Below are 13,733 nucleotides of genomic sequence, written 5' to 3'. Positions count from 1 at the left end.
TTAAAAAGATCCTATGCATTGCTATACATGCAAAATTGAATAATAATACTTTTATTTGAATGGTATTTAAAAGTTGCCGCTTTAAATTAAATATTTGTTAATAATCGGGATTCTTGTCTTACATCGAAGTCGATTGTTTACAGATTTAAATATAAATTATATTTGAAAATTTATATTTAAATCTGTGTATGAAAACCTAGAAAATGTTCAACCAGCGTCTCACCTCAAAAGCCAAGCTAGTTTATGTTTATACAATTTCGGGCTTCTATGCTGAGATACTTAATATATATCCTTGCATAGGATTTGATATAAACCCATACACAATCCATATACAATAAAGAATAAATAAATTAAAACAATGGCATCTCCTTAGGGAGTTGGTACATAGAAAATGCAGATAAATAAGCAAATTTCAGATCATAAGCAAAATACTCCCTTAAACACCTTAACTAATATCCTCGATACTCAAGTTATACAGGAATGGAATGATGTTGAATTAGATTATCAGGATTTGTGTATCCACCAAATGTTTGAGATGCAAGTTGAGCGATCGCCTCAGTCCATTGCTGTAATATTTGAAAATACACAACTTACTTATTGGCAGCTAAATCAGCAGGCTAATCAACTAGCACATCACCTACGTGCTTTAGGCGTTGGTCCTGAAGTATTTGTGGGCATTTGCTTAGAGCGCTCCTTGGAGATGATAGTAGGAATACTGGGAATTCTCAAAGCTGGGGGTGCTTACGTGCCTTTAGATCCGGCATATCCCTCAGAGCGTTTAGCTTTCATATTGGAAGACACTCAGACACCAGTATTGTTAACCCAAGAAAAGTTGCTCAAGAACTTGCCCCCGCATCAAGCACAAGTGGTTTGTCTTGATTCAAATTGGCAAGTAAATATTCAAAATAGTCAAGAAAATCCTGTAAATGAAACGACAGACGATAATCTTATCTACGTAATTTACACATCTGGTTCTACAGGACAGCCCAAGGGTGTTATGATACCTCACCGTGGTATCCGCAACCAACTCTACTGGCGGCAAACAACCTTTAGATTAACTCAGGCAGATAAGGCTTTACTGACTATTTCTTTTAGCTTTGACCCCTCAGTGTGGCAGATATTCTGGCCATTATGCTTCGGAGGGCAATTGATCGTGGCTAGCCCTGGTGGACATCAAGACACTGCATACCTTGTGAAAGTCATTACTGAGCAGCAAATCACGGTCTTGGCCTTAGTACCTTCTATACTGCGTGTCTTACTAGAAGAAAAGGGAATTGAGAATTGCTCATTTCTGAGGCATATTACTTGTGGTGGTGAAGCTTTACCTGGCGAACTCATAGAACGCTTTTTTGCCAAACTGGATTTGGACAATGTTCTTCATAATTGCTATGGGCCGACAGAAGCCTCTATTGATACCACTTTCTGGACTTGTCAGCGCGGCACTCATTCTACCATTGCTCCCATAGGTCGCCCCGTGGCCAATGCAGAGATTCACATCCTTGATGAAAATTTACAGCCTGTGCCTGTTGGCGAATCAGGTGAACTGCATATTGGTGGTATTGGTTTGGCACGAGGCTATCTTAACCGTCCAGAATTGACCATAGATAAATTTATTCTAAACCCTTTTAGCTCTGAACCTGGGGCACGTCTATACAAAACTGGGGACTTGGCACGTTACTTGAGCGATGGTAATATCGAGTTTCTTGGTCGCATTGACGACCAAGTTAAAATACGTGGCTTCCGAATTGAATTAGGAGAAATTGCAGCTATATTAGCTCAACATCCGGCACTGACACAGACTTTAGTCATAGCCAGAGAGGATGTTCCTGGGGAAAAGCGACTCGTGGCATATATTGTTGCCCGTCCCGAGCAAATTCCTAGCCAGGCTGAATTGCATCGCTTTTTGGAAACTCGGTTGCCTGAATATATGGTGCCTCGTTTCTTTGTATTTTTGGACACTCTACCATTAAATCCCAACGGTAAAATAGACCGCCGCGCCTTACCTGCACCGGATACATCTGATATTAAGCTGTCAACTAACTTTGTTCTACCTCAGAATTCGACAGAAGAAGTCTTAGCTGGCATTTGGGTGAAAGTTTTGCGTCTGGAACAAGTAGGAATCCACGACAATTTTTTTGAATTGGGGGGGCATTCACTGCTGGCCACTCAAGTGATGTCTAGAGTTCGTCAAGCTTTTCAAATAGAAATACCGTTGCAACTCTTATTTGAGAATCCCACGATCGCTACTTTAGCTCAAGCAATTGCCCAAAACCAAACTCCAGAAAATGATCCCCAAAATCAGACTATTCCCCAAATAACCAATCGGCAATCAGCCCCTCTATCCTTTGCCCAGCAGCGAGTCTGGTTTTTGGAGCAGTTGGAACCTAACAGCCGAGCGTATATCGTCTCCAATGCACAGCGCTTAAAGGGTAAGTTAAATGTGGGTGTATTGCAACAGTCATTAGATGCGATCGTTGTCCATCATGAGGCATTACGAACCAACTTTATTACATCACCTGATGGTAGCCCCATACAAGTAATTGGCACGCCTCGACCAGTAGAACTGAAAATCATCAAGGTAGCAGAAGAGCAAGTAGAATTTTTCCTTAATCAAGAGGTGCAACGTCCCTTCAACTTAGAATCTGACTTGATGCTGCGTGCTACTTTGCTCCAGGTAGACGAACAGGAGCATATACTCTTGTTAATGATGCACCACATCGCTTCAGATGGCTGGTCAATCGGTATTCTCTGGCAGCAGTTAATAGCGCTTTATGAAGCCTTTTTGAGTAGTAAGCCTTCCCCATTAGCAAAATTGCCCATTCAGTATGCGGATTTTGCTGTGTGGCAGCACCAATGGCTATCCGGTGAGGTACTTTCCAGCCAAATTAACTATTGGAAAACCCAGTTAGCAGGTGCTAATACTGTACTGGAATTGCCTACCGACCGACCACGGCCACCAGTGCAAACTTACCAAGGAGCAGCCCAATCTCTGATGCTACCGCAGACTTTGAGTGCATCACTCACAGAACTCTCGCATCAGGAGGGTGTCACTCTATTCATGACATTACTGGCAGCCTTTGGGACAATACTGCACCGCTACACTGGGCAAGAAGATATTCTCATCGGTTCTCCCATTGCCGGACGTAATCGTTCTGAGATTGAAGGGTTAATCGGATTTTTTATTAATACCGTTGTTTTACGGACTGATTTTGCCGAGAACCCCAGTTTTCGTTCAGTGCTAAATCGAGTTCGCCAGATGGCATTAGATGCTTATGCTCATCAAGATATGCCCTTTGAGAAACTGGTAGAAGAACTGCAACCAGAGCGAGATACCAGTCGTAACCCACTGTTTCAAGTGTGGTTTAATATGCTCAACTTAAGGGACATCCAACTGGAACTACCTGGAGTGGCTATCGAACCAGTCTCGATCTTAGAAACAGCTTCTAAGTTCGACTTAACCCTTTACGTTACAGAACAAAATCAAGGAATCCAACTTGATTTAGTTTACAACACCGATCTGTTTACTTCAGAGCGGATGATGGAAATGCTTCATCAATTCCATCACTTGCTGAATCAAATTGTTGCTGCTCCAGATAGCCAAATTAGTTTATATTCCCTGGTAACACCAAAAGCACAACTTTTGCTGCCAGAGCCAAGGGCGGTTTTGCCAGAACCACAGTATGAATTGACGACAACAATGTTTACCTCTTGGGTAAATCGTACCCCAGAGCATTCATCACTTCGTCAGGGATTTCGGAGTTGGAATTATGGGGAATTGGGCAAAATAGCTCAAACCTTAGCACAGGTTATGTTATCTCATGGGGTAGAGCGGGGAGATGTCGTAGCCGTGTATGGAACACGAAGCTTTGGGCTAATTGCCAGTGTGCTTGGCGTACTCTTGAGTGGCGGTGTGCTACTCACCCTCGATCCGAAACTTCCCAGCCAACGCCAGCAGCTGATGCTACAAGAAGCTAAAGCCAAATACATATTATATATTGATGGTCAGCGTCCAGAAGACGAAAAGCTATCGGAGTCTTTAACTATCATCTGTGTCAACCCAGACACAGGAGAAGCCATAAATTCCAAAAAGAGTATTGAAGGAGTAAATCTACCTGAAATTGCTGCCAACGATGCAGCTTATATTTTCTTTACTTCCGGCACTACTGGTATACCCAAAGGGGTGCTGGGGTGCCACAAAGGCTTGGCACATTTTCTGAACTGGCAGCGACAGACCTTTGAAATTAATCAGCAAGACCGCGTTGCTCAATTAACTGGTCTTTCTTTTGATGTCGTCCTCAGAGATATCTTTTTACCTTTGACTAGTGGTGCAACCCTCTGTTTGCCAGAAGAAGGCGATAATCTAGAACCGACGAGAATTCTGCGTTACTTGGAAAATGAGCAAATTTCTGTACTCCACACGGTTCCTTCGCTGGCGCAATTATGGTTAGCCAATGTGCCGTCAGGAGTTTCTTTACGTAACTTACGCTGGTTGTTCTTGGCTGGAGAACCTCTGAAGGAAACACTTGTAGTGCGGTGGCGGGATGCTTTTCCCGAATCTGGTGAAATAGTTAATCTCTACGGGCCGACAGAGACAACTTTAGCAAAGTGTTATTACCGCGTACCTGTTGAGTGTAGCCCTGGTGTACAGCCAGTTGGATTACCCCTGCCGCAAACTCAAGCACTGGTTTTCACACCAAATCACCAACCATGCGGTATCGGTGAACCGGGCGAGATTGTAATTCGAACTCCATTCCGCAGTTTGGGCTATATCAATGCCCATCAAGAAAACCGTTCTCGGTTTGTCAAGAACCCTTTTCGGAACGATCGCCAGGATTGGCTTTATTATACAGGCGATCGCGGATGCTATCGTCCAGATGGCTCTCTAGAAATTCTCGGTCGCCGAGATCATCAAGTCAAGATCCGGGGGATACGCATTGAACCAGGGGAAATTGAAACGGTGTTAGCCCAACACCCAGATGTACTCCAGACTGTAGTCATTGCTCGTGAAGATGATCCTAGCGATCGACGTTTGGTGGCTTATATTATACCTAATCAAGACTCAGCAATTGCAATTACTGATATGCGGGGTTTCCTCTCTACAAAATTGCCACAGTACATGGTACCTTCGGCTTTTGTCGTGCTGGACACCATGCCCTTAACCCCCAACGGCAAGGTAGACCGACGTGCCCTACCAGCACCAGACTTATCGAGGCAAGAGCCAGAAGCCACCTTTATTGCTCCTCGAAATGAAGTGGAACGCCAATTAACACAGATTTGGGAACAAACTTTAGGTGTCCAGCCCATTGGTGTTAGGGATAACTTCTTCGAGCTAGGAGGACATTCCATCCTAGCAGTAAAACTGTTTTGGCAAATTGAAAAGACATTTAGTAAAAACCTGCCACTTGCAATTCTTTTCCAGTCAGGGACTGTAGAAGCTCTAGCCAAAATAATCTCTCAAGAAGAAGATTTAACAACAAACTCGGTTTTAGTAAATAGCTTAAATCAGTCAAAATCTAGCTGGTCATCGCTAGTAGAAATTCAGCCCAACGGCTCCAAGCCACCTTTCTTCTGTATTCACGGGCTGGGTGGAGAAGTCTTATGTTTCCGTGAATTGGCATTACATCTGGGAACAGAACAACCATTTTACGGATTACAACCACGAGGGTTAGATGAAAAACACCCTCTCCATACCCGCATTGAAGATATGGCAGCGCATTACATTCAAGAAATTCAAACCCTTCAACCTCATGGCCCTTATTTTCTCGGAGGTTATTCCTTTGGAGGTACAGTTGCCTTTGAGATGGCTCGGCAACTCCATAAGCAAGGCGAACAAATTGGCATTTTAGTTATGCTTGATAGTTGTCGTATAGGTTATAGCTGGCAGTCATCATTTCTCAAGCGAGTTTTTTTGCATTTAAATAATATTGTTCAACAAGGACCTAACTACCTTTGGCAAAAGGTTGTGAGATGGAGTTATTGGCGTAAGCAAGAACTGCAAAATACATATAACCGTTACTTGGAAAACGTACTTCATGTACCTGAAACTGATAAGCATTTAAAGGTTATAGATACTAACACTCAAGCCCTCAATGACTATATTTTTTCACCTTATCTTGGTCGAGCTATTCTTTTGCGGACAGAGGATAAAAATCGGGACGAAGCTATAGGCGTAGAATACGCTCCTCAATTTGGCTGGGACGAGGTAGTAGTTGGAGGGTTAGATATCCATTACATTCCTGGATCTCACCTTGACATACTTAAAGAACCTCATGTACAAGTGTTAGCTAAAAAATTACAAACTTGCTTAACTCAGGCGCAGTCTCAGATTGCAAAAAATTAATTTGAAATTTTTTGTTAGTTCACTTTCGCACAACTCAGCACAACTGAGTATTTTTGCCATTTCTTGGTCTAAACTTGAGAGAATAATAGAAAAATGCTTGCTAGTGGTAACTAGAGTGAGATAATTATTCTGTGGAACTGGAATATTGGTAAAAATCCAATAACCAAAAGACCTGACCGATTTAAGAATGCGATGAATATTGCTAGTGTCACAGATTGGACAGAGGAATGAATGATTGTGGCACTAAAAGCTGGAATGACTATCGTTGTTAGATTTTAAGTTGGTAAGCAATCCACAATCCACTAATGCTATATAGAAGATTTGGACGCACAGAATTACAGATGCCAGTGTTTTCCTGCGGTGGCATGAGATATCAGTTCAAATGGGAGGATGTTCCCAATCATGAAATTCCTGCTGATAACCAGGCGAATCTGGAAGCGACTATTAGAAGGGCAGTCGAAGTTGGGATTAATCATATTGAAACTGCCCGTGGTTATGGCACTTCCGAAATGCAATTGGGGAGAATATTGCCCAAGTTTCCCCGCGAAAAGTTAATTGTTCAAACTAAAATCAGCCCAAAGGCAGATGCGAAAGAATTTCGGGAGACATTTGAACAATCCTTGAAAAATCTCCAGCTAGATTATGTTGATCTTTTGGGGTTGCACGGCATTAATCATCCTGAGTCGTTAGATGAAAGCATCCGTCCCGGCGGCTGTTTGGAAGTAGCACAGCAGTTGCGAGCAGAGGGAAAAGTTAGATTTATTGGCTTTTCCACACACGGCTCGACAGATATAATCGTGCAGACAATTAATACCAATCAATTTGATTACGTGAACCTGCACTGGTACTACATTAATCAATGGAATTGGGCGGCAATTGAAGCAGCTAAACGCCATGATATGGGGGTGTTTATCATCAGCCCATCTAATAAAGGAGGTTTGTTGTATGAGCCTCCCCAAAAATTAGTAAATCTTTGCGCCCCGTTGAGTCCAATGGTGTTTAATGATTTGTTTTGTTTGAGCCATCAAGAGGTACATACCCTGAGCTTGGGAGCAGCAAAACCACAAGATTTTGACGAACACTTGAAGACTTTAGAATTAATAGATCAGGCATCAGAAATTTTGCCGCCAATTTTAGCAAGGTTGGAAGAAGAAGCGATCGCTACTTTGGGAGAAGATTGGGTAAAATTCTGGGAAACAAATCTACCAACTTACGAGCAAACCCCTGGTGAAGTCAATATTCGGGTGATTTTGTGGCTGCGGAATTTAGCGATCGCCTACGACCTGGTAGATTATGGCAAAATGCGCTACAACCTACTTGGCAATGGCGGCCACTGGTTCCCTGGCAACAAAGCCGACCGCCTAGATGAATTAGACTTGCGGCAATGTCTCGCTCGTCATCCCTACGCCGATAAAATCCCCCAACTTCTAGAACAAGCTCATCAGATGTTGGCAGGTGAAGAGGTCAAACGTCTATCTCGAACTTGATAAATTGCGTAAATCGGGCATTGGCTATTATGGCGTATGGAAAATAATAAACAATAATTATCAATGCCCAATGCTCAATCCTAATCAGCTTTTTTCGTATCTGTTGATTTAACTGCCTTCGGTACGACTAGCACCTTATCAACGCGATTACCATCCATATCCATTACTTCAATTCGCATACTTTGCCATTCAAAATGATCTGCTGCGGCAGGAATACGACCTAAATGGGTAATCACAAAACCGCCTAATGTTTGATAACTGCCGCGTTCCTCAGATTCCCACTCTTCCATACCAAAAAGTTCCAAAAACTCTTCTACAGGCAACATCCCATCCAAAAGCCAGGAACCATCTTCGCGTTGTACAGCTTGTGGTTGATCCTGTCCATCCGTTGAAGGAACGTCACCCACGATTTCACTCATGATGTCGTTGAGAGTAACCAATCCTTGAATTACGCCGTATTCATCCACTACCAGCGCCATGTGAGTGATAGTTTGTTTGAACAATTCCAAAACTTTCAAGCCACGGGTGCTTTCTGGCACAAATACAGGCTGTCGCAATCCGATCGTTAAATCTAGTGGTTCCCCTCGAAAACTCCTGGCTAATAAGTCGGTGACAGGGATAACACCCAGCACATTGTCAAGTCCCCCCTGACAAACTGGATACCGAGAATAAGCACTATCAACCATTTTTTGGCGATTTTCTTCAGCAGAGTCGTCTAAGTCTAGCCAAACAATATCAGGACGGGGTGTCATTAAGTAACTGACAGGGCGATCGCCTAAACGAAAAACTCGCTCTACCATATCCTGTTCGGCTTCCTCAAAAGTTCCCGCCTCAGTGCCTTGCTCAATTAAGATTTTTATTTCTTCTTCAGTGACTTGCGGCTCGGTAGAAGCTGTAATTCCCAGCACTCGCAGGATTAAATCTGTAGAAGCACTTAAGAGATATACCATTGGCGAAGCGATCGCCGATAAGGCACGCATTGGAATAGCTACAGTCGATGCAATTCTTTCTGGGTTGTTTAATGCCAGACGTTTTGGTACTAATTCGCCAACAATGAGTGACAAATAGGTAATGATCAAAACCACTACTCCAAAAGATATCGGTTCACTATAAGGTGCTAAAAAGGGTACAAGTTTTACATAGACTGCCAGTCGGTTGGCAATTGTTGCTCCTCCAAAAGCACCAGTCAGGATACCGATTAGGGAAATACCCACTTGAACAGTTGACAAGAAATGATTTGGAGACTCTGCTAATTTCAATGCTGCCATTGCCTTGGCATCTCCTTGATTGGCAAGCTGCTGTAGCCTGACTTTCCGGGCTGAGACAATCGCCATCTCAGACATAGAAAATACGCCGTTGGCAATAATTAGCACCAAAATGATTAAAATTTCAAAAGTGATGGAGGACATGTTTAAAATTGCCGCTTCTCAGAGCGAATGTAGCTCAATACCTAGTATCTAGTATTAAAGGTGCTTCTATAAAATGCTTTGACTGTATACAAAGTAGTAGTTATAGTTCTTAAGTTTATTAGTTGCTGTAGATTATTCTTCCATCCAAAGAATAAGAAGGCTGTCAACACTTTTAAAATAGTTGACATAAACTGCCTCAAAATTTTCTGACTCACAAAGACTCCCACCGCTAGTAGTACTTATGTCATTTTCTTCTATTGTGCGTGCCTTAGCGCGATCGCCGCTCACCACTGAATTTATTTCTAAGCTAAACCGACAACAAGAATTGCGATTAAATGGCATTTCTCGATTACCCAAGGGTTTGGTCGCTTCGGCATTGGCGCAGTCTCAGGGTAAGAATTTGTTCGTAGTTTGCGCCACCCTGGAAGAAGCTGGACGCGTTTATGCACAACTGGAGGCAATGGGATGGCAAACAGTACATTTTTACCCCACCTCCGAGGCTTCTCCCTACGAACCTTTTGACCCGGAAACTGAGATGAGTTGGGGACAAATGCAGGTATTGGCGGATTTACTCAAGAGTCAAGAGTCATTGGTCATTAGTCATTCGTCATTAGAAACAAACCAAGAACAAATGACAAAGGACAAAGGACAAAGGACAAATTTGGCTATTGTAGCTACTCAAGGGGCGCTGCAACCACATTTACCACCACCAGAAGCTTTTGGGGAATTCTGTCTTACCTTGAAGCGGGGGATGGAATTAGACTTAAATGCTTTCAGTGAGAAAATCACGATTCTGGGGTATGAACGAGTACCTCTGGTGGAAACGGAAGGGCAATGGAGCCGACGGGGTGATATTGTTGATGTTTTCCCAGTTTCATCTGAGTTTCCAGTCAGGTTGGAATGGTTTGGTGATGAAATCGAGCAAATGCGGGAATTTGACCCAGCAACTCAACGTTCGGCACTCGATAAAGTTGATCAGTTAATTCTTACCCCCACTAGCTTTGCTCCTATCGTCATAGCGGCACTCAACAAGAGTAATGAGTTGCGAGTGCTGAGTCCTGAGTTAAATCCTGACTCAGAACTTAGCACTGAAAACTCATCATTGTTGGAGGGTAGTCGTCGCTTTTTGGGGTTGGCTTTTGAGCAACCAGCATCTCTGCTAAATTACCTATCAGAAAATACCTTCATTGCCATTGATGAGCCAGAACAGTGTCATGCTCATAGCGATCGCTGGGTCGAAAATGCTGAGGAACAATGGAGACTGGGGGCTGCGGAAGAGTCTAGCCAAGTACCGAAGATTCATCGGTCATTTGATGAGTGTTTGGCTGACATTGCCAAATTTAAAACACTATATTTATCGGAACTATCAGAGGAAAATAGTGGGATCAATCTTTCTAGTCGCTCACTTCCAGTTACGCCACACCAGTTTGCTAAACTAGCTGAAACTATCCGCCAAGAACGCGATCGCAATTTCTCGATCTGGCTACTTTCTGCTCAACCTTCGCGTTCTGTCTCGCTGTTGCAAGAACATGATTGTCCGGCTCAGTTTATCCCCAATCCCCGCGACTACCAAGCGATAGATAAGCTGCAAATTAACCATATTCCCATAGCCCTAAAATATTCTGGTCTTGCGGAACTCGAAGGTTTTATTCTGCCGACATACCGAATAGTAATCGTTACAGATCGGGAATTTTTTGGACAGCATTCCTTGGCGACTCCCGGCTATATCCGCAAGCGTCACAAAGCTACTTCTAAGCAAGTTGATCCCAATAAGCTGCGTCCAGGCGATTATGTAGTTCATAGAAATCATGGTGTAGGCAAATTTGTCAAGCTGGAAAGTTTGACGATTAATAACGAAACCCGTGATTATTTAGCAGTGCAATATGCTGATGGGTTATTAAGAGTTGCCGCCGATCAAGTGGGTGCTTTATCTCGGTTCCGCGCCGGAGGTGATAAAGCACCGGAACTCAACAGGATGACTGGTAAAGCTTGGGAAAATACCAAGAATAAAGTCCGCAAAGCCATCAGAAAATTGGCGGTGGACTTGTTGAAACTGTATGCAGCGCGATCGCAACAACAAGGTTTTAGCTTTCCCAGTGATATGCCTTGGCAGGAGGAATTGGAAGATTCTTTCCCCTACCAACCCACAACGGATCAACTCAAAGCTGTTCAAGATGTGAAACGTGACATGGAAAGCGATCGCCCAATGGATCGCTTAGTTTGTGGCGATGTCGGTTTTGGAAAGACGGAAGTGGCGATTCGTGCTGTTTTTAAAGCAGTCACCGCCGGTAAACAAGTGGCACTCCTTGCGCCAACGACAATTTTAACACAGCAGCATTACCATACACTCAAAGAACGTTTTGCACCTTACCCCGTGAATGTCGGCTTGCTCAACCGTTTTCGTTCGGCTGAAGAACGCCGCGATATTCAAAAGCGATTGGCAACAGGTGAACTAGATGTAGTTGTTGGTACACAGCAACTTTTGGGTAAAGGCGTGATGTTCCGGGATTTAGGACTGTTGGTGGTGGATGAAGAACAGAGGTTTGGGGTAAACCAGAAAGAAAAAATTAAAAGCCTGAAAACTCAAGTGGACGTGCTTACCCTCTCCGCCACACCCATTCCCCGGACTTTGTATATGTCCTTGTCGGGAATTCGGGAAATGAGTTTAATTACAACGCCACCCCCAACTAGACGAGCGATTAAAACCCATCTGTCACCGATAAATTCTGAAAGTATCCGCAGTGCAATTCGTCAAGAATTAGATAGAGGTGGACAGGTTTTTTATGTAGTTCCGCGAGTGGACGGGATTGAAGAAACCACAGCCAATTTACGAGAAGTGATACCGGGAGCTAGATTTGCGATCGCTCACGGTCAAATGGATGAAAGCGAGTTAGAATCAACCATGCTCACCTTCAGTAATGGCGATGCAGACATCCTTGTTTGTACGACAATTATTGAATCTGGCTTAGATATTCCGCGAGTCAACACCATTTTAATTGAAGATGCTCACCGCTTTGGATTAGCACAACTGTATCAATTACGCGGTCGTGTGGGACGTGCAGGGATACAAGCTCATGCTTGGTTATTTTATCCCAAGCAACGACAATTATCTGATGCGGCACGGCAACGATTACGAGCGATTCAGGAATTTACTCAGTTAGGTTCTGGATATCAGCTAGCGATGCGCGATATGGAAATCAGAGGCGTGGGTAACTTGCTAGGTGCTGAACAATCCGGTCAAATGGATGCCATCGGCTTTGATTTATACATGGAAATGCTGGAAGAAGCAATTCGGGAAATTCGAGGACAAGAAATTCCGAAAGTGGAGGATACCCAGATTGACCTTAACCTGACGGCATTTATCCCAGCAGATTATATTACCGATTTGGATCAAAAGATGAGTGCTTATCGAGCGGTGGCGACAGCTAAATCTAAATCAGAATTAAACCAGATTGCAGCCGAGTGGAGCGATCGCTATGGTACTTTACCTGTCCCTGCAAATCAACTTTTGCGAGTCATGGAACTCAAACAGCTAGCGAAAAAACTCGGATTTAGCCGCATTAAACCAGAACAAAAGCAGCACGTCGTTTTAGAAACGCCGATGGAGGAACCAGCTTGGAATTTGTTGGCGGCGAATTTACCAGACAATCTCAAGACGCGCTTTGTGTATTCTCCAGGTAAAGTGACAGTGCGCGGGTTAGGAGTTTTTAAAGCAGATCAACAATTACAGAATTTGATTGATGCTTTCGGGAGAATGCAGGGTGCGATTCCAGAAGCCGCTGTTATTTGATCAGTAGAAAAAGATTAGTCATCAAGTAAAAACATATCTCAGACTTACTGAGAAGTATTTTAGAGTAAAATAAGGTGTTCAAAGCATAGACAATGACGAGCAGTTGAAAAGAGTGGAAACATGGAAACTACAACTAAAAGGCAAGCGTTAATCAAGGCTATTAATGAACAATTAGAATTGGCTTACGATGATACATTGCAAGAGATTTTATCACTGTTGAAAATCCGTAAGCAGGAAGACGAGTCCGACGAGAGAGACTTTGAAGAGGGATTAAAAGATATTGCAGAAAATGGCACTTTAACTTGGTTAGAACATCAGCAAAAAACTGCATGAGCTACCAAGTAGAAATTTCCAAAAGTGCATCTAAACAACTCAAAAAGTTACCCGTAGATATTCAAGAAAGGCTAGAGAGCAAAATTCAACAATTAGCTCTTGATCCACGCCCTGATGGTGTCGGCAAATTAAAAAATGGTGAAAATCGTTATCGCATCAGAGTCGGCGATTATCGGATTTTGTATCATATTTATGATGATGTCCTAGTCGTAACTGTTGTCAGAGTAGGGCATCGTAGAGGAGTTTATAAAGATGATTGACACTTGAGTAAGTGGGAATTCCAGATCCAGCCCTTTGAGTCTAGTTAGTAGAATTAAAGGAAAACTTATTTACCGAGGTTCTTTCTCCTGTCTCGAATTACCTTTAAATCACTG

Annotated in this window: 6 protein-coding genes; 5 read left to right on the top strand and 1 reads right to left on the bottom strand. The window is 43.2% G+C overall.

Going from position 1 to position 13,733, the window contains the following annotated elements:
• Positions 1–391: 391 nt before the first annotated feature.
• Positions 392–6,340 (top strand): non-ribosomal peptide synthetase, encoded by a 5,949-nt coding sequence (locus GNF10_RS19735; RefSeq protein WP_185585387.1) that lies wholly within the window; start codon positions 392–394, stop codon positions 6,338–6,340.
• A 305-nt stretch (positions 6,341–6,645) separates the two neighbouring features.
• Positions 6,646–7,827 carry an aldo/keto reductase gene (locus GNF10_RS19730; protein ID WP_185585386.1) on the top strand — a complete coding sequence of 394 codons (1,182 nt, stop codon included), beginning with the start codon at positions 6,646–6,648 and terminating at the stop codon, positions 7,825–7,827.
• A gap of 80 nt (positions 7,828–7,907) precedes the next feature.
• On the opposite strand, the gene GNF10_RS19725 is transcribed toward GNF10_RS19730, so the two are convergent.
• Positions 7,908–9,236 (bottom strand): hemolysin family protein, encoded by a 1,329-nt coding sequence (locus tag GNF10_RS19725; protein ID WP_185585385.1) that lies wholly within the window; start codon positions 9,234–9,236, stop codon positions 7,908–7,910.
• Between the two features lie 241 nt (positions 9,237–9,477).
• On the opposite strand from GNF10_RS19725, the gene mfd reads away from it, so the two are divergent.
• The 3 genes from mfd to GNF10_RS19710 all read left to right on the top strand — a co-directional run bounded on the left by mfd (position 9,478) and on the right by GNF10_RS19710 (position 13,619).
• The gene (gene mfd / locus GNF10_RS19720; protein ID WP_185585384.1) at positions 9,478–13,026 is read left to right on the top strand and encodes a transcription-repair coupling factor; all 3,549 of its coding nucleotides are present in this window, start codon (positions 9,478–9,480) and stop codon (positions 13,024–13,026) included.
• Positions 13,027–13,146: 120 nt separating this feature from the next.
• Positions 13,147–13,359 carry a hypothetical protein gene (locus GNF10_RS19715; RefSeq protein WP_185585383.1) on the top strand — a complete coding sequence of 71 codons (213 nt, stop codon included), beginning with the start codon at positions 13,147–13,149 and terminating at the stop codon, positions 13,357–13,359.
• On the top strand, positions 13,356–13,619 hold the full coding sequence (locus tag GNF10_RS19710; RefSeq protein ID WP_185585382.1) for a type II toxin-antitoxin system RelE/ParE family toxin: 264 nt from the start codon (positions 13,356–13,358) through the stop codon (positions 13,617–13,619). The genes GNF10_RS19715 and GNF10_RS19710 overlap by 4 nt, the downstream gene beginning before the upstream one ends.
• Positions 13,620–13,733: the final 114 nt, after the last annotated feature.

Source organism: Nostoc sp. UCD121 (assembly GCF_014222285.1).
Lineage (GTDB): Bacteria > Cyanobacteriota > Cyanobacteriia > Cyanobacteriales > Nostocaceae > Nostoc.
The sequence above is the reverse complement of the archived record's forward strand: the minus strand, read 5'-3'. Positions and strand labels throughout refer to the sequence as shown.